Source organism: Sorangium sp. So ce834 (assembly GCF_051521425.1).
GTDB classification, from domain to species: domain Bacteria; phylum Myxococcota_A; class Polyangia; order Polyangiales; family Polyangiaceae; genus Sorangium; species Sorangium cellulosum_D.
Map to the genome: position 1 here is coordinate 10,853,038 of NZ_CP150351.1, position 24,515 is coordinate 10,877,552.

Sequence of the window (24,515 nt, forward strand, 5' to 3'; positions counted from 1 at the left end):
CCGACGGCGCGCAGTGCCGGCGCCGGAGAGCATCCTAACAGGACGGACGCCGCCAGGGGCTAGAGCAGCGAGATCCGCTTCATCAGCGTGCCGCACAGATCGCTCTGCGGGTTCCGCTCGCGCTCGATCGCGAGGCCGGCGCGGAAGATCTTGTCGGCGCTCTCGAGGTTGCCGAGCACCACGTGGCAGAGCCCGAGGAGCTCGTGATCGCCGGGATCGCCGTGGATCGAGACGAGCTCGGTCAGCGCGGGCACCGCGGCGCGGTGGGCCTCGATCATCGCCTCGGTCGGCGTCGACGGGACGCCCTTGGCGAGGATCATGAGCCGCAGGACCTGCCGCTGGTCCTCGGGCCGGTGCTTGAGAAACTCCGGCTTCTGGAAGAGATCGCGGTAACCCCGGTAGGCGGCGTCGAGATTGCCCCCGCGCGCGTGGGTGACGATGGACTTGACCGCCTGAACGAGCGCCTCATTCGCCATGACGAGACGATACACGGGCCGGCGCCCCGCGGGGAGGCCGCCGCTGCACCGCCGGCGCGCCGCGCGCGTCCGTCGCCGTCGCTCGCACACGCGCGCCCGTCGCCGTCGCTCGCACACGCGCGCCCGTGGGCGACTTCGTCGCCGTCGTGTCGCGGTCGTTCGCGGCCTCTTCCGTGCGCGTCCGTCGCCGTCGCTCGCGCCCGCTCCGAGGCGCCGCGCGCAGCGGGGCGTCGCTTGCGGCACCGCTGTGCGCCGTGGTAGTCACCTGGGGCTCAATTGCCCATGCGCGCGCCCCGCTGGCTCTTCGCCTGCTGCCTGTCGACCAACGCGCTCGCCGCGCTGGCCGCGCCGGCGGCGCTCGCGCAGCCCGCGCCGCCGCCCGACGCGGCCGTGGCGCCGCAGATCCTCGAGCACGTGGACCCGGTGTACCCGCCCGAGCGGCTCGCCGAGGGCGTCGACACGACGGTCACGCTGTTCGTCACGGTCGAGAAGGACGGCACCGTCAGCGACGCGGCCGTGGCCGAGTCCGGCGGCGCCGGGTTCGACGAGGCGGCCATGAGCGCCGTGCGGCGGTGGCGCTTCTCGCCGGCCATGCGCGGCGGCGCGCCGGTGCGGGCGCGGATCCGGGTGCCGTTCCACTTCGCGCCCGGCCCCCACGAGGCGCCGCCCGAGCCGGCGCCCGCGACGCCCGACGCTCCGGCGGCGCCCCCGCCGCCCGCGCCGCCCGCGCCGAAGCCGGTGGAGTTCTCCGGGGGCGTCGCGGGCCCGCACGCCGTGGCCGAGCCCGGCAAGCCGATCGAGATCCACGTGCAGGGCCGCCCGAACCCGCCGCGGCGCGCGACGAGCGACTTCCGGATCGGCCGCGCGGCGCTCACCGCCGCGCCGCACGCGAGCGCCGCCGACCTGCTCCGCACCGCGCCCGGCGTCCACGTCGCGCACCCCGAGGGCGAGGCGGTCGCGCAGCGCATCTTCCTCCGCGGCTTCGACGCCGAGCACGGCCAGGACATCGAGCTCCGGGTCGGGCCGATCCCGCTGAACCAGCGCTCGCACCTCCACGGGCAGGGGTACGCGGACCTCAACGTGATCATCCCGGAGGTGGTGCGGTCGCTGCGCGTCGTCGAGGGCGTCTACGACCCGCAGCAGGGCGACTTCGCGGTCGCGGGCAGCGCGTACTTCGACCTCGGCGTCGAGGAGCGCGGGCTCACGCTCAAGGGCACGCTCGGCTCGTTCGGCACGCGGCGGCTGCTCGCGATCTGGGCGCCGGAGGCGCAGTCGGAGGACACGTTCGGGGCCGCGGCGGTGCGCGCCACGGACGGCTTCGGCGACGGCACGCGCGGGGCGGTCTCGGGCGCCGCCGTGGGCCAGTACCGGATGGTCCTGCCCGACGAGTTCTCGCTGCTGCTCCACGTGGCGGCCCACGGCAGCCGCGCGAACCTCGCGGGCGTGCTCCGGCGGGACGACATCGCGGCGGGGCGCGTCGGCTTCTACGACACCTACAGCGACCCGTCGGCCCGCTCGCAGTCGGCCGCGTCGACGCGGCTCCAGGTCGCGCTCCTCGCCGAGCGGGCGGACGACGACGGCTCGCAGAAGAGCGCCTGGCTCTGGGCGATGACGTCCGGGTACCGGAGCCGGATGAACTTCACCGGCTACACGCAGCGCTCGCGCGTGCATCCCGCGTGGGCCGGCCGCGGCGATCTCATCGAGCAGTCGAACGAGGACGCCGCGCTCGGCGGCGGCCTCGCCTATCGCACGCCGCGGGTCCCGCTCGCCTCCTGGCTCACCGGCCAGGTCGCCGTCGGGGTCGAGGCGCAGACCGACGGCATCGACCAGGCGCAGAACCTCCTCCAGCCGCCGCAGAACGAGACGTGGGACCGGCGCGTCGACGCGTCGATCCGGCTGACCGGGATCGGCGTCCACGCCGACGCGCAGCTCGAGCTGTCGCGGTGGGCGCGCCTGCGCGGCGGCGCGCGCGCGGACGTGCTCGTCTTCGACGTGGACGACCGCCTCGGCAACTTCATCCCGGCGTTCCAGAAGGAGACGCACATCGAGGGGTTCCGGCGCACGGCGGCGGGCGTCGCGCTCGGCCCGCGGGTGACGCTGGAGGTCGACCCGCTGCCCGAGCTGCGGCTCTCCGCCGCGTACGGCCACGGCTACCGCTCCCCGCAGGCGCGGCAGCTCGAGGAGGGCGAGAACGCGCCGTTCGCGACCGTGCGGAGCTACGAGGTCGGCGCGACGCTGCGCCCCGGCGGCGGCCTGAGCGCGACCGCGGCCGCCTACGAGACGCGCCTCTCCTACGATCTCGCGTTCGACGCGGCGGAGGGCGGCCTCGCGCGCATCGGCCCGACGACCCGCCGCGGGCTCGTCGTCTACCTGCAGGCGGCGCCGAGCCCGGCGCTGACCGCGGGCGTGAGCGCGACCTTCGCCCACGCCACGCTGGACGCGCCGCCGCCGCCGACGCCCGAGAACCCGACGCCGCCGTACGTCGAGGGGCAGCAGCTGCCGTTCGTGCCGCCCGTGGTGGTGCGCGCCGACCTCTCGGTGAAGCGGCCGCTCGTCACGATCGCCGGCCGGCCGATCGTGGGGCGGCTCGGCTACGGCGCGACGTTCCTCTCGCCGCGGCCGCTGCCGTACGCGCAGACCGCCGCGCCGCTCCTCGTGATGGACGCGTCGCTCTCGCTTCGCCGCAGCCTCCGCCTGCGCGCGGGCGGCGACCCGGCGCAGGAGGGCCCCTGGATCGAGGTCGGCGTGGAGGCGCAGAACCTCCTCGACGCCGAGCACGCGGACACGGAGTACTCGTTCGTCTCGAACTGGCAGACCACGCCGCTGCCGTCGTCGCTGCCGGCGCGGCACATCAGCGCCGGGCCGCCGCTCACCCTCCTCGGCAACGTGACGCTCTCGCTATGAACGCCCGCAACGACCGCCTGGCCGCCCGCTGCATGCTCGCCCTCGCGCTCTCCGCGGCGCCGGCGCTCGGCTGCGCGGGCACGGGCCAGCCGGAGGTCTCGTACCTCGCGGTCGCCGAGCCCGCGCCGCCCGGCGAGATCGCCGCCGGCGCCTGGACGGTGGTGCTCGACGAGGCGTCGGTCGCCTTCGGGCCGGTGCAGTTCTGCGCGGCCGCGTCGGGCTCGGCGACGCTCTGCGGCACCGCCATCGCCGAGCTGCTCTCGATCGCGCGCGTCGACCTGCTCGATCCCGGGCCGCAGCGGCTCGGTCGGGTCCGCGGCTTCGAGGGGGAGATCCGGAGCGCGTCGTTCGACTATGGGATCCACTGGTTCCTGACCGAGGCCGCGCCGGTGCGGTCGCCCGAGGCGCCCGGCGGCCACTCGGCGCACCTGCGCGGGCGCGCGACGCGGGGCGCGGACGTGCTCGACTTCGTGGCCGACGTCGACGCGGTGCCGCAGTTCCAGGGGCAGCGCGCGGTCCCGAGCGTCGCGGCCGCGGCGACCGTCGGCGCCGAGCCGGTGCGCCTCGCGGTCCGCTTCGACGTGGGCGCGTGGGTCGCGCGGGTCGACTTCGACGCGCTGGCCGAGCGCGCTGGCGGTGACGGCGCTGGCGGTGACGGCGCTGGCGGTGACGGCAGGACACTCCGTGCGGCGATCGCGCCGGGGTCGCGCGCGCACAACGCGCTGGTGATCGCCATGACGGCGCAGAGCCCGCCCGAGCTCGTCTGGTCGAGGTCGCCGTGAGGGGTCGCCGCGGCGCCGGCGCGCGCGCCTTCGCGCCGGCGCCGCCGCGGCCGCTCCCACGACGGGCGCGCCCTCGCGCGGGCTCCAGCGCGCTCTGCCTGGTGCTGCTCGCGCTGCTCGCGCAGCTCTGCGGCCTGACGCACGCGCTCTTCGTCCGGCACGCCCGCTGCGAGCACGGCGAGCTGGTCCACGTGGGCGCGCTGGTCCACGCCGGCCACGCGGTGGGCGCCGCCCGCGCCGCGCCGCGCGCCGAGACCGCGGCGCCGCAGCCGGCAGACGGGCGGGCGTCCGGCCCCGGCGATGAGGTCGCCGAGGAAGGCGCGCTGCGCCACCTCGACCACGATCACTGCGACGCGTTCGCGCTGCGCGGCCAGCTCGGCGCGCCGGTTCACCGGGTGGCGGAGGCCACCCTGCTCGAGGTGCTCTGCCTCGACGCGCTCCGGCCCTCGCCGGAGGTCCGCCCGATCCCCTTGTTGATCCTGGCGCCGAAGAGCTCTCCGCCCGCGGCCTGATCGGCGAGGCGACAGGGTGATGCGGGCGCGGCGCGCGCGGGGGGCGCGGGGCTGCGCTCGCCGGGCGCGCCCGTGCGCGCTCGTTAGGACTTTCAACGAGTGAGGAGCTGGATCATGCGGAGAATGGAACAGGCAACGATCGCGGTCGCGGCGTGCGCGCTCGCGCTCATCCCGGGGTGCGGAGGCGACGACGGCGGCGCGGGGTCCGGGACCGGCACCGTGCAGATCTTCGTGGAGCCGGAGGACACCATCCCCGAGGGCCTCGAGCCCGGCACGGGGGCGGAGAACATCGCGGACGGCTGGAGGGTCACCTACGATCGATTCCTCGTGACCATCGGCAACGTGCGCGCGGCGCGCTCGGACGCGCAGGAGACGCTGAGCGATCCCTCGGTGTTCGTGCTCGACCTCAAGAACGCTCCGGCCACGCGGTACGTGATCGCGGAGTTCGAGGGCGTGAGCGCCGTGCGCTGGGACCGCTTCGGGTTCGACCTCCCGAACGCGCGGGAGGGCGCGAAGACGCTCGCGCCCACCACCGAGGACGACGTCGCTTTCATGGTCGAGAACGGCTACTCGGTGTTCTTCGAGGGCTCCATCGAGAAGGAGGACGGCGAGTCGTGCCCGCCTTCCGGGGAGTGCGTCCCCGCGAAGGAGGTGCGCTTCCGCTGGGGTCTCTCGGCCGGCACGTCGTTCGACGACTGCGCGACCGAGGACGAGCTGCCCGGGTTCAGCGTTCCGACGGGCGGGACGATCGCGGTGAAGCCGACCATCCACGGCGATCATTGGTTCTTCGACAACATCACCGCGGGCGTGGAGCTCACGAAGCGCTACGCGCAGTACGTCGCCGACTGCGACCTCGACGGCGACGGCGAGACGACGATCGAGGAGCTCAAGGAGGTGAAGGTCGCCGACGTCTTCGGCCAGGAGTACAACCTCGCCGGCGCCCTCGGGCAGATCGAGACTGCGTACGACTACGTGGTCGCGCAAGCGCGCACGCTCGGCGACTTCCAGGGCGACGGCGAGTGCCCGAGGCGCGCGGTGCTCCCGTGATCGGCTGACGGTGCCCGGCCGCGCCGGTCACGACCGGCGCGGCGCGCCTGGGCCTCGCATCAGCGGGTCATCGAAGGAACGTCCGTGCGCAGCACCCGAGGCTGAGCCTGCAGAGCTGGCCCGGTTCCTCGCAGGTGCCGACCACGGCGCGATCCACGACGCACTCGCACTCGAGCACGTCCTCGGAGTTGAACTCGCAAGTGAAGCTAAGAAAGTGGCCATTGCAGGGGGCCTCGCAATAGCAGCCGTTCTCTTCACCTCCGCAGTAAACATGGCTGTCGCAGTTCGGCACGGGCGTCCATCCACCGCCGCCGCCGACGTCGCCGCCGCCGACGCCGTCGAACCCGCCGCCGGCGCCGCCGACGCCGTCGAACCCGCCGAACCCACCGACGCCGTCGTACCCGCCGACGCCGCCGTGCCCGCCCACCCCGCCGCCGACGCCGCCGACGCCGCCGAATCCGCCGACGCCGACGCTCACCACGCTGGATCCAACGGCGCCGCTTGCGTCGGGTGAGCACGAACCGGCGCTCGGTGAGCCGCTGTCGACGCAGGGCCCTGTGCCCGCACCGCCGGTGACATTGACGACATCGATCACCTTGACGTCGCACGCGGACGTGATGAACAGCGCGGCCGCGGCGAGCCGCATGAGGAAATCAAAGGCAGAGTTGCGCATGGTCCGATCCCCGTCGTGAGGTTGCTTGAGGCGTCCAGCGGTAAGTGGAAGTGACGCCGCCGCGATGGCTCACGAAAATCGAGTCTCGTGAAAGAAGGCTCTGCGCCTCAATAGCTCAGCTTGAGCCCGACGCAGGAGAGCAGCGCGGGGCGGCCGGTGCGCCCCACCTCCGTGCCCGCGACGGCCAGGACCGGCTCCGTCGCGAGCATGACCACGTCGAGCTGCGCCAGCGCGGTGAGCTCGGGCGTGATGCGGACCCCGAGGCCGCCTCCCAGGGCGACCCCCGCCGTGACGAAGTCCTGGTGCCTCCCCTCCGCTGGGAGGCTCGCATGGCCATCGATCGAGGCGTGATAGGCCCCCACCCCGAGCGCGATCACGGGATAGAGCCGCGCCGCTTCCGCGTCGAAGGCGTAGGCGAGCCCCACCGTCGCCAGCGTCTGCCGCAGCGTCACGCTGCCCGCCGGTGCGTCGAGGCGATGTTCGAGGATCCCTGGAACGAAGGTCGCTCGCAGCGAGAGGCGCGCCGCCAAGGCGTGCTCGACCCGGAGATACACGGAGGAGACGCCCCCGAGCTCGCCGATGAGGTGCGCGGAGCCTGCTTCGAGGCTGTCCCGGCGTGGCTCGGCCACGCGGGGCGCCGCGTTGGCCTCGTGAGGACCGCGCCGCTCGGGCAAGGCAGGTCCGCCCCCGGTCGGCTCCTTCGCCGCCCCGGCGGCCTCCCGCGCTGTCCCGGCGGCCTCCTGCGCCGTCCGGGCATCCGCGTTCGCCCCGGGGGTCTCCGTCGCCGCCCCGGCGGCCTCCTTCGCCGGCTCGGACAACGCTCGCTCGACCGGCGGCGACGCCTCCGCGATCCACCGCGCGATCTCGGGCGGCAGCTCCCCCCTGCGCGCGCCGCTCACCTCGACCAGGCTGGCGCGAAGCAGCTCGGCCGAACGCACGGCGAGATCGCTCACGGCGTTGGTCACCTCCGGATCCCCGAGCTCCACGCGCCGGACGACCGTCTTCTTCATCACGTGGTCGGCGACCCAGATATCGGCCGCCGCGCCGCGATCGGACTCGAGGATGGCGATCGCCGCGAGCGTCCCCTCCGCCCCCTCGACCTGCGCGCGCCCGTCGGTGCCCGACGTGCCCTCGGCGGAGCGGACCGAGAAGCCGACCGCGCGCAGCTCACCCGTCAGGCGGACGGTGGCCTCCTCGACGACCTTTCCAGCGCGCCGCGGGCGCACCACGACCACATGGAAGCCCTCCTCGGCGCTCGCCTCGCAGGGCATGAGGAGCGCCGCGCACAGGGCGAACGCGAGCCCGCACAACCTCATGGAGGACCGAGGATCTCCACCGCGGCGCCCGCGAACGCCCCGTGCGGGTGGCGCGCGAGGTATTCCTCGGCGATCGGCCGGGCCGCGTCTTTGCCACGAGAGGTGCGCGTCACGATCATCTTCCGCCCGAGCGCCTCGGCCGCGAGCGGTCCACCGGGCGACTCGGACAGGTACTGCTCATACCAGGAGATCGCCTCCGCGGGCGAGCCCGCCTCGGCCATGCGGCCGAGGAGGAACGCGGCCGAGCGCGCCTCGGGCGAGCCGGCGAAGCGCGAACGCGCGGCGAGCAGCGCGCGCCGGGCCAGGTCGTTCCGCCCCGTGTAGCGCGCGGCGTCGGCCAGCGCGGCGATCTCGGGCAGCGGGCTCGCGTCGATGGTCGCGTCGATGCCTCGGGCCTCCGCGTCCGCGATGGCCCCGGCGAAATCGCCCCGGGCCACGCGCTCGCGGTAGCTCTGCGGGGCCGGCGCGGCCGCCGCCGGCGCGCCGGTCCTGGCCGGCGCATCGACCCTGGCCGGCGCATCGGGCTCGGGCGCATCGGCCATGGCGGGCGCATCGATCCCGGCCGGTGCGTCGGGCTCGACTGGAGCGCCGACGGGATCGCCGGCCTCCGGCGCAGACGCATCGATGTCGGCCCTCGGACCTGCGATCGTGAGCTCGCGGCGGCCGGTGTCGGCGACCAGGCGCTGGCCGCCCTGGAGCGTGACGCCGCCCCAGACGAGCGGACCGCGGACCGCGACCGAGCCGCTCTGCACGGTCAGCTCGATCCGCTCGTGCTGCCAGCGCAGCTCGAACTCCGTGCCCGTCACGGTGACGGTGAACGGCCCTGCCTCCGCGACCCACTCGGCCTCCGGCAGGTGCACGACCTGGAAGTGCGCGGCGCCGCTCTCGAGGTGGATCTGCGCGCCGCGCTCCGTCACGGCGGCGATGCGCCCGCGCGCCCCCGGGGCGAAGCGGATGGTCGTCCCCTCGCTGAAGCGCGCCGTCGCCCCGCTCGCCTCCGCGAGCACGTAGCTGTCCGCGGGCGCGGCGTCGTCGATCTGGTAGCTGAGGCGCGCCGCCGGGCGGAGCCAGACCAGCCCGAGGACCAGGAGCAGCGGCGCGAGCACGGCGGGGACGAGCCAGCCCCGCCGCGACGCGAGCGGCAGCACGGGTCGCTCGACCTCCTCGATGAGCCGCGCGCGCCCGCGGGCGAGCGCGGCGTCCGTCCGCGCGACCGCCCCCGCCTCTCGCGCCAGCGCCGTGAGCCGCTGCAGGGCGACCTCCGGCGGAACCTCGGGCTTCGGCTCAGCCATCGCTCGCCTCCTCCGCGGGCACGACGTAGGCGGCGAGGAGCGGATCTCGCTCGGCCATCGCGTGGACGCGCGCGGTCACCTTGGCCAGGTGGCGCTTGGCCGTGGCCAGGGACATCCCGCTCGCCTGCGCGGTCTCGGCGAGCTCCAGCCCCTCGATGTGGCGCAGCACGAAGAGCAGCCGCGCCCGGTCGTCCAGCTCGTCGAGCATCGCGTAGAGCCGCGCGACCGCCTCGCGCGCGCCCTCGTCGACGCCCGCGGCGGGCTCGTCGGGCAGCACGCCGCTGTCGGTGAGCGAGAGCCATCGCCGGAACCGCCGGCGCCGCAGCGCCGACCGCGCCACGCGCACGGCGATGCCGAGGAGGAACGGGCGCAAGGCCGCGGGATCGCGCAGGTTCTTCACCTCGCGGAAGAACTGCAGGAACGTCTCCTGGGCGTGGTCCTCGACGTCCCCGCCCGGGCCGAGCACGCGGCGGAGCAGGCCGTGCACGAGCGCGCCGTAGCGGTCCCACACGGCGCCGGCGGCGCCCGGCTGCCCCTCGGCGGCCGCGCGGGCGAGGCCGGCGTCATCCAGGTCGGCCAGGGGGCTCGCGCGGACGAGCGTGAGCCGGGGGGCGAGGGCTGGGCTGGACAGGAGCACGGGAACAGGAATAGGTGGTCGCGGGGCGGCCCGGGTGGCTCAAAAAAGAGACGAGGGGGCGATCGCCGCGCTCGGCGCCGCGGATGGCGCTCCGGTGGCTGTTCCTCGATCGGGCTTCCGCCGGCCGTCATGGCACACTCAGGGCACGATGCAGGCAGCGACCAAGATCCAGATCACGATCCCGGTGGATCGTCGCGTCGAGCTGAAGCTCCCGGAGGACCTGCCCGTGGGTCCGGCCGAGGTGATCGTCCTCGTCTCGCTGCCGAACGCACCGGCGGACCCGCTGGCCGCCGAGGAAGGCCGGCTCGACGCCGAGGCCGAGATGGCGCTCGATCAGGATGGCCGTTTCCGCACGGACGGCGGGCTCGTCGTCTTCGAGGCGAAGCTCGCTCCCGAGCTCCAACGCGAGTTGGACCCTCAGAAGCGATAAACGCCCTCGACGGCCACGCCGACCGAGATCCCGGACCATGCGATCCCCGGGATATACGTTGTATGTACCGTGCCTCTACCGCCGAGCCCGCTCTCCCGTGCGGGCAACAGCATCGCGCCCAGATGGACGGCCGGCGCCAGGCCGTGCTCCCGCTGGCACCACGTGTCGGCGCAGAGCGGCACGGCGAACACGTCGAGGCTCGGCCCGATCTCCAGCGTGAGATCGCGGAGGTGGATCCCGAGCAGGGCGGCGTTCACGTCGATGACGCCGAGCCAGCGCAGCTCCTTCAGGTTGAAGAAGGAGACAGCATTGCGGTAGCGAAGGCTCCCCCATTCGGCGAACCGCCAGCCGAGCGATACGCTGGGCTGCAGGGTCATCCCGCCGGTGGCGCGGCGCTGCCCCAGCGACGTGATGCCCACGCCGAGGCCCGCCTCCACGTCAAAACCGCCCGCACGGGCGACGCTGGGGAGCGAGGTGACGGCGATAGCGACGGCGGCGGCGACCTGGCGCTGTAGGAGGCCGTCGCTCAGAAATCCCCTCCCCCGCTCGGGGGCGGGAGCGGCAGCGGCGGCAGGTCGCTCGCCATGGGAGGAGCGTCGTCGCAGCCGTCGATGTCGTTCGGGCAGCTGCCCACCGGCATCGCCGGCGGCGACCTGAGCGGCTCGCCGTCGCAATGCACGTCGTCGAGCCGGAAGCTCATCTTGAAGAGCAAGCGATCCGCGGCCGACATATCCTTGCTGATTTCACCCAAAAGCCATTTAGGGAAGGTGTACTCGCTGTTGCTGATGCAACGCGCCACAACCTCGGCCCAATCGATGCCATCTATTTTGAAGGCTCCGAGCACCTCCCGAACAGTCCATCGGTCAACGTGCTCATACTGCTTCCAGGTACCGCTGCCGGGGGGGTTCTTCAAGGTTCCCGGTGCACCGGACCTCGACCACGTCAGCATTCGGATCGATGGATTCGAGCCATACTCGGACTCGACCGGATGTATCATCGGGAACAGAACAGCCCAACAGAGCGGACAGAAGCAACAACACGCAACGTCGCATCACGCACCTCCGATGCTGCAGACACGCCAGATCTGCCGCTTCGCTGCCAACCCCGATGGGCTCACTGCACGTGGATAAATCGTCCGAGCCCGATCGCTCCGACGCGCTCGCGGGCGGGGACTCACGAGTAGTCTTCGGGCGGTACGGGCGGCAGCCCGAGCTCTGCCCTGATCGCGTCCCTGGCGCCACGGAGCTCGCGGGTGAGCTCGTTCTCCGGCTCCGCATCTCTCATACGCTCCAACGTCGCCTCCAATTCATCCGCATATCTCTCGGGCTCGAGCGTTTTTCCGCCCTCCGTCATCCGAAGGATTGTCTCCAGCTTGGCCTGGCGCCACCGCTTGTCGGCTATCTGCTCATTATAGGCGGTTCTCGCACGCTCGTAACGCAGCACCACCTCTTCGCTCACGCCGAACTGCTCGGCCAGAGCGCGCCGCTCCACCGGCGACATACCGCTGGACCGCAGCTTGCGCACGATCTCCCAGATGAGAAGGATGTCTTTTGACCATTCAACGCTCATACCCCTAGCCCAGCTCACATCCTGCGAACAGCGAGAGAATGCCAGTCACCGCGGAGGGGCATCTTCGCAGTCCTCGGCGCCGTCCGGACAGTGGCCTGCCGGCGCCGGCCGCGCCGACATGAATCGTTTACCCCCGCAGCGCACCCCCTGGGCCCAATCGGAGATCTTGAAGCCCAGAACCTTGACCCCCCTCATCGTCTCGCTGACGGTACGGGACAGCCATCCGGGGAGGTCGTTTCGGTCGGCTTCGCGGCGTGCGGCGCGGCGACGCGCCAAAATCTCCTCGTGGTCGACGACCTCGCCATGGATGACGACCACCGACTCGCGAGCGAACCATCGCTCGAGTTGCTCGTCCTCCTCCCATGCCTCGCTTCCGCGCGGCGCCTCGGCCGTCCCGGTGTACGGGCCCTCGATCGCGCCGGCGCCTGGACCGACCGACGCAATCCACGCTGGTCCACGAGCGGACGCTCCGTCGTCTGGAACAGAGCAGGTCAGCAGAGCGAGCAGCAACAACGAGACACATCGTCGCATCACGCACCTCCGGCGCCGGAGAGGCGCCAGATCGTCCGCTTCGCCGGCGCGCCTGCGAGAGTCGGCCGGCGCAACCGCGTACGAGGCCGCCGCGCAGCCGGGCAATCCGGCGGTCTCAGTGCACCCATGTTCCGTCCTTGTCGCAGCAGCTGCAGCGCCGAACGCGCCGGCTCGAGGGCGACCTGCACATGGGTCCACCGGTGAGCACCGCGCGCGCTCCGCTCGTGGCCAGACGGGTCGCCGACCTCTACGCCATCGCGCCGGCCAGCCGCAGGAGGGCCGCCCGCCGCCTTCGCTGATCCGAGAGCGAAAGGCATCGCGCCGAGCATGCGGCACACCGAGATCGAACGCGCACCGTACCGCACGCGGCGACGGTATCTCCGGCGAGCGCTCCGCGTCAATCTGCGCCGCGGCTCGTGGCCTGCGAGCACGCGGGACGCCGCTCTCGACCGCGAGGGGTCGTGCCCTGCGTGGAGGCCGTGTGCTGCGCTGTGCTGGTCGATCTGTCCAATGTGGAGTGAAGGCCGGTCGGATCGGGGCGGAGGTGCCTCCGGACTGCGGTGGAAGCGCTCCCGACCGCAGTCCAGCCCCCTCCGGATCGCAGTCCGGACGCCTCCCGATTGCAGCCCGGACGCCTCCCGATTGCAGCCCGGACCCCTCCGGATTGCAGCCCGGACCCCTCCGGATCGCAGTCCGGACCCCTTCGGATTGCAGTCCGGACCCCTCCGGATTGCGGTGGAGACGCTATCTAGCAGTCGTCATGGCGCCCGAAACGCGGTCGACGGCGCCGATGCGAAGGGAGGGGTTCGTCAGCGCGTTCGTCCGCCGGTGGCGTCGCGAGCTCGATCGGCAGCGCGGCTAGAAGTCGCCCGCGTCGCCGTCCTCCTCATCGCCTTCCGGCGCCGCCTCCTCCGGCGCCGCGTCCTTCTTCCTTCGCTTGAGCGCCGTGAGCCCGAGCGTGACCTGCGCGCGCGTGCCGAACACGCCGCGGAACGTCGTGGCCCAGTCGTTGTACCAGAGCCGGAGCGACTCGAGCGCGGCGAGCTGCGCCTCCTTGGCCTTCGCGATCTCCTCCCGCCTCAGCGCGGGCGTGGCCCTGTCCGGCGTCCTGTGCTCCTCCGCGGCGGCGATCAGCCGGCGCATCGCCTCGATCTTCTTCGGCGTGAGGCCACGCTCGCCGAGCGTCTCGTACAGCTTCCGCGCGCCGGGCTCGGCGCTCGACGCGAGCTCGTCGACGCGGTTCAGGAACGTCTTCACCGAGTCCACCACGGCGGGGCTGAGCGGCTGCTGCGCGAGGTCCTTGAAGAACGCGGCGGCGAACCGATCCGCGCTGTCGCGCGGCAGCACCCGCGGGATGAGCGCCCGCATCCGCGGAAACCAGAGGTTCTCGAACGCGTCGATCTCCTGGAGAAGGCGCATCCGCTCCGCGGAGACGCCGGCCGCGACGTCGCGTTGGTCGCTCTCCGCCAGCCAGTGCTCGAAGCGGCGGTTCTTGCCGGAAGCCGTGGTGTACAGCTCCCATCCGAGGTCATGCTCCTTCTGCGTGTACCCGTGGCGCCGCGCCCGATCGAGGTACCTCGGGATGTTGAAGAGCAAGGTATGGACACGTCCGAGGAACGCCGTGGTCACGGCGTCGAGCTCCGTCGGCGTGGCCTCGTCGAGCGCCTCGTCGAGCGGCGCGGCCTCGGTGCGGTCAGCTTTGGATGCCTTTGGGGACTTTGATGTCTTGGGGTTGCCCATGAGATCCTCCAGGGTGGCAAGCTATACGGGCGGATAAGCCCATGTCATCGGCGGCGTGCGTCGGGAACGTGCCGCCCGTGTCGCCGCGGCGCCGGGGGGTGAGCCGGCGGTCCGCGCGGCGACTCCGCACCTGACGGAAAGATGAAGATAAGGCGCGGCGGAGCCGACAGGGAAAGAGCGCTTCGCCTCCGGCCCGGATGGAGGTAGCGAAGAGGACGCGCCCCACGAACGGGGCGCGCCTCCCCCTGAGCCCCCCGATCGAGACCATGCGAAGCTCGCTCTACACGCTGATCCCCGCGCTCGCGCTGCTGATGGAGAGCTCGGCCATGGGCGCGCCGCCGCCCGCAGAGCCACAGGAGCCGGCCGCACAGCGGCAGATGCGCGCGCAGGCCGAGCGCCTCGTCGGCGGAGGTCACCTCGCGGAGGCGCGGGACGTTCACCTGTCCTTGTGGCGGGTGGGCCGGCGCCCCCTGGACGCGTTCAACGTCGGGACGCTGTCGCAGCGGATCCGGGACTACCCGACGGCGGCCGAGTACCTGACGCTCTGGCTGGGCCTGGTCGGGTCGCCGGAAGCGCCGAGAGGCCCGGCGCCCTGGACCGAGCAGGACCGGCAGAAGCACGGCCAGGCGCGCGTGGATCTCCAGGCGGCGCGCGAGCACGTGGGCGCGCTGGAGATCAACGTGAGCGATCCGGGCGCCGAGGTCCTGGTGGACGGACGGCGGGTCGGCCTGTCGCCGCTCAGGGATCCGGTGTTCGTGTGGCCCGGACAGCATCGGGTGAGCGCGCGGCTCGGCGGCGCTCGGAAGGAGGAGCTCGTCACCGCGACGGCGGGCGGCGAGCACACGGTGCGGCTGGTGTTGCCGGCATCGCCCGCCGAGGCGCAGATCGACAGGGCCCGCGGCCCTCGCGGCGCCGCCGGGGCGCCTCCTTTGGCCCCGCCATCGCCGGGGCCGGGCCCCGCGCGTCGATGGCTGACCGTGGGCGGGCTGGCCGCCACCTCGGCCGCGCTGGTCGTCTTCGGGGGGATCGCGGCCGGCGTGGCCGGCGGCGCGGCCGAGGAACGCGGCGCGGCCCTCGCGCGGGTGCAGGCCGACAGCTTGAGCGGCTGCCCCGGCGGCGCCGCCTGCGGCCAGTTCACGGATGCCGACGGGCGCGCGAAGACCTGGACGGCGCTCTCGGCCGGCGCGTTCGTCGGGGCCGGCCTGAGCGCCGCGGGCGCGGCGGCCGCCTACCTGCTCCTGGCTGCCGGTCCGGTTCGCGTCACGACCGGGGGCGCCGACGTGCAAGTCGCCACGTCCTGGTAGCAAGGCAGGAGCCGCGATTCGTTCCGAGAGCGGGCGTTGTGATGAGAATCTACGAACACTATCCGCAATGCGCACTGTGCCGCCGTATCGATCGGAGCTGAGCGGTTCCGGGAGATCGCTTCTCCGGTTGTCTGGTAATCTGCCGGCCCATGTCGAGGAGGCTCGGAGCGGGTGGGGTGCTCGTCGTGAGCGCGGTCCTGTGGATCGCGTGCGCCGGTGAGACGTCCGTGAGCGTGGACGACCTCGAGGGGCGCCCCTGCGACTCGCGGGACGACTGCGCGACGCACCTCGGCCTCGACTGCATCCGTGGAACCTGCCTATGCCCGACCGCGGGGGACAGGGTGTGCTGCCTCCACGATGAGGAGCCGTGCGGGCGGGAGTGCCGCCCCGCGAGCGAGTGCGCCGTCGCGCAGGATGCCGGGGCCACGCCTGGGGCCCCGACGACGTGCGAGACGCCTGAGGACTGCCCCAAACCCAGCAACCGGCAGTGTGGCATCGCAACGTGCAACGACGGCGTCTGCGGCCTCGATATCGTGCCCGAAGCTCGAAGCCAGCGAGAAGGCGACTGCGCCGTTCGCACGTGCAGCGAGACGGGCAGGGGATACGACGTACCAGATCCCGACGATGTCTTCAACGACGGCAACGAGTGCACGATCGACCATTGCGACCCGATCTTCATGACGAGGATACACACCCCTGTCGCGAGAGGTCCGTCACCAGAGAGCTCTGGTTTCTGCGACGGCAATGGGCAGTGGACCGAATGTTTGCATGACGACGACTGCGGACACCCGGAATTTGTATGCTCCGACGGAGGCTCATGCGTCCTGCGCCACTGTGAAGACGGATTATTTGATTCGATGCTCGGCGAAACCGCTCTTGACTGCGGTGGACCGTGCGATCCGTGCCCGTCGGGGCAGCCATGCAACACCGGCACGGACTGTGAGGAGCGTGTATGCGACGCTGGCCGGTGTGCTCGCGCGGTGTGCGATGATCACCAGCAAAACGGCGCCGAGACCGGCGTCGACTGTGGAGGCCCGTCGTGTGATCGGTGCCCGGCCGGGCAAGGGTGCGCAGCGCACGTCGACTGCACGAGCGGAGTTTGTCGTCGCGGCAAGTGTGCCGCGCCATCGTGCGATGATGGCGTGGAGAACGGCAGCGAAAGCTCGATCGACTGCGGCGGCCCCTGCCACTGCGAAACCGACACAGGACAAGACCCGTAGCGAGCGAGGTTACGCCGTGAGAAAAATCTACGCCGCGATCCTGGCCGTTGCCGCTGTCGGCAGCGCGTTCACGTGCTCTTCGGGCACCCCCTACTCCCCGACGCCGGCGGAGGAGTGCCGCGAGCAAGGAGAGGCGTGCAGCACCACGGAGGAATGCTGCGTCGCATACCCTTACGATTTCTGCAAGAAGACAGCGTGCGAGAGCGGCACCTGTGGGTTCGTCATCGCCAACAAGCTCACGGGCGATCTGCGCGGCGATTGCATCAGATACACCTGCCTCGCCGACGGCTCGAACGGCGAGACGTCAGACCCGGCGGACCTGCCCGACGACGGCAATCCCTGCACCGTGGACTCGTGCCGCAGCGATGTACCGTTCTTCCCTGGCACACCGAGAGGCCCTTCACCCGACGGGATCGGGTTCTGCGACGGCTTTCACAAGATCGAGTGCATCACGACGGCCGACTGCGAGGACACGGCGCTGTCGTGCTCGCCCGGAGGGAAGTGTGTCCCGCCGTGGTGCGTCAACGGCGCCGTAGACATGGATCGTGGGGAGACGGCTATCGACTGCGGTGGCGATTGCGATCTATGCCCCGTCGGAAGCCGGTGCAGCTCCGGGGCGGATTGCGCTGAAGGCGTATGTAGCCCTGGCAAGACATGTTCCGGAGCGCGCTGCGACGACGGCGTCAAGAACGGGAAGGAAACCGACGTCGACTGCGGCGTGGTCGCCTGCGAAACGCTGTGCGGCGATGGGGCCGGCTGTCAATCCGGCGCCGACTGCTGGAGCTCCGTCTGCCTGGCCGGCGTGTGCCAGGCGCCGAGGTGCGGCGACGGCATCTGGAACGGGCCCGAGAAAGGCTGGGACTGCGGGGGGCCCAGCTGCCATCCTTGCGAGTAGGCGGCGCGACATGGTGTCGGCGCGCCCGCTACGCGCCGCCGCCTACTTGCTGGAACCGCACCGCCTCTCCTGGTCAGCTCGCTCTCGCGCCCGGCCTTCGGCCATCCAACACCGGGCGAAGATGAACGGAGCGACTCCGTGCGGCGAGCATCACGAACCCAACGCGCAGTTCCTCGCCTGCCTCGGCGCTCGCGGCGACGCGCCTCAGCCACATAGCGGCCCCGGGCGGCCCTTCCTGGGCACAGGGGCGGGCGGAGCCAGCGTGCAGCGCGGACAGACGAAAGCGTTTTCGACACAGCGCAAGGCCTGTTGCCGCATGGACGTCAACCGAGCACAGACACCCTGATGAATGCCTAGCGCTCGGCATAGGGAAGGGGTACCGGCTCATGATCAGCGCTTGACTCGGGTCGCGGCGCCATGGCCTCCTCGGTGCGACGGAGGCTGCAATGGTGCTCGTTCCGCTGTATGTGCTGCGGACCCTCACCCCGCTCGTGATGTTTCTCGCTTGCATGCTCGCGCAGGCGGGGTGCCAGTGCATCTCCGGCGACCCGCCCCTGGAGCCGCCGGGCCTCGTCGCCTGCCGGACCCAGAGCGCACGCAGCCCTGCCGCGGCTCGCCCCGCGCCGGCGGTCGAGACCGTCGCCGCCGGCACCATCCCGGGGACGTTCTCCATCACGAGCACCGGGGAGGCCGTGTACACCGTGGAGCTGGCCTCCCCGCCCTCGCGCGCGGGCATGGGTCCTCGGATCGAGCTCGTCTATCGCAGCGACGGCGGCGACGGCGTGCTCGGCGCCGGCTTCGCCATCGCCGGGCTGTCCGCGATCACGCGATGTCCGAAGAGCCTCGCGCAGGATGGGGAGATCCGCGGCGTGCGGTACGACGGCGACGACGCGCTCTGCCTCGACGGCCAGCGCCTCGTCCCCGTAGGAGAGGGACCTGGAACCATCGAGTACCGGACGTTCCCGGATACCTTCGTCAAGGTGGTCGGGCACTACGGCCCGGAAGGCGGTGCGCCCGCTGAGGCGCTCTTCTTCGAGGCCCATCTGCCCACCGGCCGCGTCGTCGAGTACGGGCGCACCGAGGGCAGCAAGCCGCTTGCCCGGGGAGGCGTCCCGCGCGCCTGGCTCGCGAACAAGGCCCACGACGGCCGCGGCAACGCCATGAACTACGCGTATTGCCTCGCCGAGGCGGAGGACGGGCATGCCGCGGAGTACGCGGTGGACGAGATCCGCTACACGGCTTTCGAGGGAACGCCGTCGCTCGAGCCTTCGCGGGCGGTACGCTTCGTGTATGGGACCAAGGACCCGGCCGCCATTCGCACCGGCTACTCGGGCGGCATGGCGCTCCAGCGCTCGCTTCGCCTGGAGGAGATCCAGATGCTCGGTCCCGGCGACGCGCTGGTCCGGAGCTACGGATTCCGCTATGAGCTTAGCCCGACGACGAGCCGCACGCTCCTGACCCAGGTCGAAGAGTGCGCGAGCGACAGGGTCTGCAAGCCTCCCACACGTTTTCAGTACAGCCACGCGAAGCCCGGATTCAAGCGGGTGACGACGGAGATCGACAAGCCGGTCTCCGAGAGGGCGAGCCCGATGGTGTTCGACATCGACGCCGACGGGCTCGACGACCTCGTGATCCCGGACATGGTCGCGGGTCTCAGCACACCGAGGAATCCGATCACCGCATGGCGGGTGGCGCGAAACGTCGGGCCCCGCGTCTCGCCGTCCTTTCTCGCACGGGCGGAGCTCGCCTTTCTCGAAGAGTGGCCCACGGTCGCCGATCCGATGGGGCCCTCCGATCCCGCCCTTCTTCAGCCCGAGCTCGGGACGGTCCTGGACTACGACGACGATGGGCGGGCAGACGTGCTGCTCCATGACGTCTACGGCACCGAGGTCACGTGGCATGTGCTCCTGTCCCGACCGGACTGGAGCTTCGCGCTCCATGACACGGGCATCCGCAGGCCCTTCCCGCTCGGGGTCACGCCCGCGCCGCCGAGCCTGAGCAGCCCCGGCGCGTCGATGCACCTGGCCGATCTGGACGGCGATGGCGTGCCGGATCTGATCCAGTGCGAGGACCACGACCGCCTGGGACAGGCGCCGCTCCCGCTCGCTGCCGTGTGGGCCGTCCACCCCTGGCGACCTGCGCGCGGCGCGACGCCCGCGGGCTTCGACCCCGCGGGCGAAACGATCGAGCTGCTCACCGGCTATCCTTGCGATACGGAGCTCCAACCGCTCGACATCGACGCCGATGGCAAGATCGATCTCATCGTGCCGTCCCTGCGGCGGTTCGGTGACGGGACGGTCCTCCTCGGATCGAGCTACGACGCGATCATGCGCCGGGGCGAGGGACGCTGGGAGGTGATCGACACCGAGCTGCCTGTCGTGTGGCCCGGGGGCCGCGTCGTCTTTCTCGACGTGAACGGCGATGGGCTGCCCGATGCCGTCGAATCCGGCCCGGGTGATCACCAGCTCTATACCTACTTCAACACGGGGCCGACCTTCGTGGCCTCGCCGTTCCGGACCGTCGACGCGTTCAGCTTTGGCGATCTGTTCGGTCTTCCCGATCAGGACGCGTTCTTCCGGTTCGCCGTGCCGCTCGACGTCAACGGCGACGGGCGGCAGGATCTCCTCATGCCGGTTCCACCAGGCATGCTGCTGGGCGGCTCCGACGCGCTCCCGTCGTGGGCCGTCCTGCTCGCGACGGGCGACCGCGCGGGGCCGCCCTTCAGGCTGGTCGACCCGGGGCTGCCGTTCGAGGCCAGCCTCGGTGATGCCGTTACCCTGGCCGATCCGCGCGGGCCGCGCACCGGCGACGTCGACGGCGACGGCGCGCAGGACGTGATCCTGCCGCTCGGCGGCGTGTTCAACGTCTTCCAGAACCTCTCGGCCGATCAAGATCTCCTGGTCGCGGTCTCCGACGGGATGAACGCGCACGACCCGACCGAGCCGGGCTTCGTGCCCAACGTGAGCATCTCGTACGGGCATCTGACCGACGCGTCGGTGGCGACGGGCGACAGGGCGGAGGACCCGGCGCGGGAGAGCGCGCTGTACGTCGCGCGTTCCGGCGCTGCGGACGACTGCGGCTACCCGCGGCGCTGTGTGGTCGGGCCTCGGCGGGTGGTCAGCGCGTACGCCCTCAACAACGGGGCGGACCGACCGCGGCGCTTCAAGGTCAGCTACCGCGACGGGCGCTACCACCGGCTGGGCCGGGGATTTCTCGGCTTCGGCGAGCGGATCGTCACCGACCTGGATACGGGCGCCGCGACGCTCGACGCGTACGATCACGTCACCTTCGACGACGAGCTCCAGGTCTTTCCTTTCGCGGGGAGCGTCCAGCGGACATGGCGCTGGGCTCCGGGGCTGCCGAGCCAGCCGAGGCCGGAGCAGATCGAGCTCTCGTTCGTCGACGTGATGCGGACGCTCGTTCCGACGAACGACGGCGCGACATATTTCACGCTGCCGACCGAGCGCCGGGTGAGGCGAGCGCAAGGGATCTATCCACCCCCGAACGGCGCGACGCCGACGATCGAGGCGTACGTGCGGGAAGTCGAGGCCGGAGGCGACGGCGCGACGCTGCTGCGCGACTCGGTGTCGACGGTGACGGACTTCGACACGTTCGGCAATGTGCGCGCCGAGGAGGTCTCGACGAGCGGCGTCGACCTGACGTTCAAGGTCGCGCGGACGTTCAAGAACGACACCAAGCGCTGGGTCCTCGGCCAGCTCGAGACGCAGAAGGAGTGCAGCGCCGCGGCGGCGATGTCGCAGTGCCGGAACGTCACGCGAACGACCACGATCTACGGCGAGGTCGAGACCGAGTCCACCGAGAGCGACGACGGCCTGCCGGACACGAAGCTGACGATCGCCTATGCGCGCGACGACTTCGGGAACATCACCGGCGTCACGGCGAAGGACGCCTTCGGGCACCAGCGGACATCCAGCACGGACTTCGACGAGGAGGGCATGTTCCCCGAGAAGTACGTGAACGCGGCCGGGCACACCACGCTCGTGGAGTACGACGGCGCGCTCGGCGTGCTCCTCGAGCGGGTCGATCCGAATCAGCTCGTGACGACGTGGGCGCACGACGGCTTCGGGCGCCTCGGCGTCGAGACGCGCCCGGACGGCACGACGACGACGGTCGCGCTCTCCCGCACCAAGGACGGCGGCCCGGCGCAGGACGCGTGGCGGGTGAGGCAGCGAAGCACCACGACCGGCGGCGCCGACGATACGGTCGAGCTCGATGGCCTCGGCCGCCCGATCCGGTGGTGGTGGTACGGGCCCGAGCCGGAACCGGCGCAGGGGGCGAGCGATGCGAAGCGCATCCTGCAAGAGATTGGCTACGACGCGCTCGGAGAGCACATCGCGCGGCGCTCGGTGCCGGTCCGCGAAGATACCCCCGAGCGCGAGAGGCTGTACCATCGCTATGAGTACGACGCGGTAGGCCGCGAGGTGCGGCATACGACGCCGTGGAACGCGGTCACGACGACCGAGTACGACGGCTCGCGCGTGCGCGTCACCGACCCGCTCGATCACGTGACCGTGACCGAGCAGGATCCGCTGGGGCGAACCGAGTCCATCACCGACGCAGCCGACGGGAGCACCCGCTACAGTTACGGCCCGTTCGGCATGCTGCACACGGTCACCGATCCAGGCGATGCGGTGACGCGCACGACGCGCGACGCGTTCGGCCGCGTCCGGCAGCTCGACGACCCCGATCGGGGCACGACGGTCTCGATCCATGACGGCTTCGGCGAGCTGGTTTCGTCGACCGATGCGCTCGGGCGAGAAACCACGTGGGCGTACGACGCGCTCGGGCGACCGCGCACGCGCGTGGACCGGGACGGCGCCGAGCGCGTGACGACCACGTGGACCTGGGACACCGCGGCGCACGGGATCGGAAAGCTTCACGCGCTCGCGAGCCCCGGCGCGGAGAAGACGTACGGGTACACCGACCGCGGCCAGCTCGACACGATCTCGCTCCGCATCGACGGCGAGCGCGCTCCCCTGGGGGCCAGGCTGGGCTACGACGAGCTCGGCCGCGTCGAGGCGGTCACGTATCCGGCGCCGGCCGGCGCGGCGCCGTTCGTCGTGGCCTACGACCACGACACGCATGGCCATGTGATCGCCGTGCGCGACCGCGGAACGGGCTCCGCTTACTGGCGCTTGACGGACGTGGACGACGCGGGGCGCTTCCAGGAGGAGGTGTTCGGCAACGGCGTCATCACGGAGCGGAGCTATTTCGCCGACAAGCAGCGCCTGAGGCACGTGGCGACGCAGAGCGGCGCGGGTGAGGTGCAGGACCTCGACTATGGGTTCGACGATCTGCTGAATCTCACGCGCCGCACCGATGCGCTTCAGCCCCGGAACACGACGGAGCGCTTCAGGTACGACGCGCTCCACCGGCTGACCTGCGCGTACTTCAGCGAGGTTGAGAGAGCGTCGGCGCCTTGCGCGCTCCGCTACGACTACCACCCAAACGGCAACCTCATCTTCAAGTCCGACGTCGGCACGCTCGCCTACGACGATCCGTTGCACCCGCATGCCGTTACCGATGCGGGCACAGGCAGCAACTTTGGTTATGACGCTGTCGGAAACCAGATCGCGCGGTCGGGCGGCACGACGGTGCACTATACGCCGTTCGACCTGCCGGAGCGCATCACGCAGGGCGCGAGCACCATCACGTTCGGCTACGACGGCGACCAGCAGCGGATCCGCAAGACCACGCCGGAAAAAGAGACGCTCTACTTCGGCGATCTGTACGAGCGGGTCACCGATCGGGCATCGGGCACCGTGGAGCATCGGTACCACGTCCACTCGCCGGAGCGCGTTGTGGCGATCGTGACGCGGGGAGGCGCGGACGGCGGCACCCGTTACGTGCATGTCGATCGCCTGGGCTCGGTCGACGCGCTCACCGACGAGGACGGCGACGTGATCGAGCGGCGGAGCTACGACCCGTTCGGGCAGCGCAGAAACCCCGTGTGGGGAGAGCCCGCGCCGGCGTCGTTCTCCAGCGAGACGACGCAGGGGTTCACCGGGCACGAGAGCGACGACGAGCTCGGGCTCGTGAACATGAAGGGCCGGCTCTACGATCCCAGCATCGGGCGGTTCTTGACCACGGACCCGATCGTTTCGATCCCGTCCTTCGGGCAGAGCTGGAATCCGTACAGCTACGTATTAAACAACCCGCTCGCGTTCGTCGACCCGGGCGGCTTTCAGGAAGCGCTCCCGGAGGCCGGAGCCCGCTCACCGCTGCCCGCCGGCGCGGAGTTCAGTTTGGAAGTGCTCGACCTGCCGCCGATCGGGCTCAAGCTGATCATCCGCCCCGTCCCGCAGCACGCGGCGCGCTCCGACGCCGATACAAACACCGTGGCTGCCGATACGGGCGGCGCCATGCCGCCGATCGACGTCAGCACGACCGGAAGCGCGTCCGGGTACGTGCCGCAGCCGGTGATCGCGGTGCCGGAGCACACGGGCGCCGACGCCGTGGTTGGCCAGAGCTTGCTCGGCGCCGCGGAGGGGACGGTCGAGCTGGCGGCAGGGGTCGTGCGGTCGCTGGCGCTGAGCGCGCTCACGCTCGGGATCTACAGCGGCTACGAGCTCAGCAGCGCGGCGTGGGCGGGGTACGAAGAGGGCGGGCTCCTCGGCGCGCTGAACGCGGTGAACCCGCTCTACCAGATCGGGCGGGGCGGCGCGGATACGGCCCTCGCCATCGACCGGGGCGATTACCGGGCAGCGGGCGAGGCGGGGACGAAGACGGTGCTCCTCGCAGCCGCCACCGTCTTCGGCGCGGGAAGAGGGCTGGGGACGCTGGCAGAGGAGTCTGCAGCCGTGGGAGCTGCGAGGGTGGGCACCTATGGAGGTTTGAGGGCTGCCGGCGTTAAGGACGCACATCACGTGATTCAGGACGCCGCCGTCCGAGAACTGCCTGGATACAGCCGCAGCGCAGCGCCCGCCGTTGAGCTTCCAGGACCATCTACGCGCGTCGGAACGTCACATTACGCTGCAACACAGGTTCAGCGCCAGCCTGGCGGCGGGACCTACGGGGCGGAGCGCCGCATCGGATATAAGGCGCTCAGACGCGCAGGGCAGTCCCCGAGCGAAGCGCGCGCACTCATCGAGCAAGCAGACAACTACTTCCAGTCGATCGGCGTTACACCAACGACGCCGACGAGGATCCCTGGTAGCCGCTAGGAA

At 71.6% G+C, this 24,515-nt stretch carries 18 protein-coding genes; 8 read left to right on the top strand and 10 right to left on the bottom strand.

The features are described from left to right. Nucleotides 1–59: 59 nt before the first annotated feature. Nucleotides 60–476: a hypothetical protein gene (locus tag WMF20_RS39915; RefSeq protein ID WP_129579198.1), complete on the bottom strand. Its 417-nt coding sequence runs from the start codon at nt 474–476 to the stop codon at nt 60–62. A gap of 282 nt (nt 477–758) precedes the next feature. Here WMF20_RS39915 and WMF20_RS39920 point away from each other — a divergent pair, with 282 nt between their 5' ends. From WMF20_RS39920 to WMF20_RS39935, 4 genes are all read left to right on the top strand, one after another. Continuing rightward, nucleotides 759–3,380, top strand: a complete 2,622-nt coding sequence (locus tag WMF20_RS39920) for a TonB-dependent receptor domain-containing protein (RefSeq protein WP_437606980.1) — start codon at nt 759–761, stop codon at nt 3,378–3,380. Further along, nucleotides 3,377–4,162: a hypothetical protein gene (locus WMF20_RS39925; protein WP_437606981.1), complete on the top strand. Its 786-nt coding sequence runs from the start codon at nt 3,377–3,379 to the stop codon at nt 4,160–4,162. Before WMF20_RS39920 ends, WMF20_RS39925 begins: the two co-directional genes overlap by 4 nt. Next, nucleotides 4,159–4,674 (top strand): hypothetical protein, encoded by a 516-nt coding sequence (locus WMF20_RS39930; RefSeq protein WP_437606982.1) that lies wholly within the window; start codon nt 4,159–4,161, stop codon nt 4,672–4,674. The genes WMF20_RS39925 and WMF20_RS39930 overlap by 4 nt, the downstream gene beginning before the upstream one ends. A 123-nt stretch (nt 4,675–4,797) precedes the next feature. Then, nucleotides 4,798–5,721 (top strand): hypothetical protein, encoded by a 924-nt coding sequence (locus WMF20_RS39935; RefSeq protein WP_437606983.1) that lies wholly within the window; start codon nt 4,798–4,800, stop codon nt 5,719–5,721. A gap of 67 nt (nt 5,722–5,788) precedes the next feature. On the opposite strand, the gene WMF20_RS39940 is transcribed toward WMF20_RS39935, so the two are convergent. The 4 genes from WMF20_RS39940 to WMF20_RS39955 form a co-directional block, all read right to left on the bottom strand. After that, nucleotides 5,789–6,394 carry a hypothetical protein gene (locus WMF20_RS39940; protein WP_437606984.1) on the bottom strand — a complete coding sequence of 202 codons (606 nt, stop codon included), beginning with the start codon at nt 6,392–6,394 and terminating at the stop codon, nt 5,789–5,791. A gap of 107 nt (nt 6,395–6,501) precedes the next feature. After that, nucleotides 6,502–7,710, bottom strand: coding sequence for a hypothetical protein (locus tag WMF20_RS39945; RefSeq protein WP_437606985.1), 1,209 nt, complete (start codon nt 7,708–7,710; stop codon nt 6,502–6,504). Further along, nucleotides 7,707–9,002: a tetratricopeptide repeat protein gene (locus WMF20_RS39950; RefSeq protein ID WP_437606986.1), complete on the bottom strand. Its 1,296-nt coding sequence runs from the start codon at nt 9,000–9,002 to the stop codon at nt 7,707–7,709. The genes WMF20_RS39945 and WMF20_RS39950 overlap by 4 nt, the downstream gene beginning before the upstream one ends. Beyond that, on the bottom strand, nt 8,995–9,639 hold the full coding sequence (locus WMF20_RS39955) for an RNA polymerase sigma factor (RefSeq protein ID WP_129579205.1): 645 nt from the start codon (nt 9,637–9,639) through the stop codon (nt 8,995–8,997). The genes WMF20_RS39950 and WMF20_RS39955 overlap by 8 nt, the downstream gene beginning before the upstream one ends. Nucleotides 9,640–9,787: 148 nt before the next feature. Between WMF20_RS39955 and WMF20_RS39960 the strand changes: the two genes are divergently transcribed. Further along, nucleotides 9,788–10,069, top strand: coding sequence for a hypothetical protein (locus WMF20_RS39960; RefSeq protein ID WP_437606987.1), 282 nt, complete (start codon nt 9,788–9,790; stop codon nt 10,067–10,069). On the opposite strand, the gene WMF20_RS39965 is transcribed toward WMF20_RS39960, so the two are convergent. From WMF20_RS39965 to WMF20_RS39985, 5 genes are all read right to left on the bottom strand, one after another. Further along, nucleotides 10,057–10,506, bottom strand: a complete 450-nt coding sequence (locus tag WMF20_RS39965; protein WP_437606988.1) for a hypothetical protein — start codon at nt 10,504–10,506, stop codon at nt 10,057–10,059. The genes WMF20_RS39960 and WMF20_RS39965 overlap by 13 nt on opposite strands. 89 nt (nt 10,507–10,595) lie before the next feature. Then, the gene (locus WMF20_RS39970; protein WP_437606989.1) at nt 10,596–10,799 is read right to left on the bottom strand and encodes a hypothetical protein; all 204 of its coding nucleotides are present in this window, start codon (nt 10,797–10,799) and stop codon (nt 10,596–10,598) included. A gap of 443 nt (nt 10,800–11,242) precedes the next feature. Continuing rightward, nucleotides 11,243–11,638 (bottom strand): hypothetical protein, encoded by a 396-nt coding sequence (locus WMF20_RS39975; RefSeq protein ID WP_437606990.1) that lies wholly within the window; start codon nt 11,636–11,638, stop codon nt 11,243–11,245. Nucleotides 11,639–11,683: 45 nt separating this feature from the next. Then, the gene (locus tag WMF20_RS39980; protein WP_437606991.1) at nt 11,684–12,151 is read right to left on the bottom strand and encodes a hypothetical protein; all 468 of its coding nucleotides are present in this window, start codon (nt 12,149–12,151) and stop codon (nt 11,684–11,686) included. A gap of 876 nt (nt 12,152–13,027) precedes the next feature. Continuing rightward, entirely contained in the window at nt 13,028–13,909 is an 882-nt protein-coding gene (locus WMF20_RS39985; RefSeq protein ID WP_437606992.1) for a hypothetical protein, read from the bottom strand. Between the two features lie 266 nt (nt 13,910–14,175). Between WMF20_RS39985 and WMF20_RS39990 the strand changes: the two genes are divergently transcribed. The 3 genes from WMF20_RS39990 (at nt 14,176) to WMF20_RS40000 (ending at nt 24,512) form a co-directional block, all read left to right on the top strand. Beyond that, the gene (locus tag WMF20_RS39990) at nt 14,176–15,213 is read left to right on the top strand and encodes a hypothetical protein (RefSeq protein WP_437606993.1); all 1,038 of its coding nucleotides are present in this window, start codon (nt 14,176–14,178) and stop codon (nt 15,211–15,213) included. A 1,236-nt stretch (nt 15,214–16,449) separates the two neighbouring features. After that, entirely contained in the window at nt 16,450–17,328 is an 879-nt protein-coding gene (locus tag WMF20_RS39995; RefSeq protein WP_437606994.1) for a hypothetical protein, read from the top strand. Nucleotides 17,329–17,774: 446 nt separating this feature from the next. Next, the gene (locus tag WMF20_RS40000; RefSeq protein ID WP_437606995.1) at nt 17,775–24,512 is read left to right on the top strand and encodes an RHS repeat-associated core domain-containing protein; all 6,738 of its coding nucleotides are present in this window, start codon (nt 17,775–17,777) and stop codon (nt 24,510–24,512) included. Nucleotides 24,513–24,515: the final 3 nt, after the last annotated feature.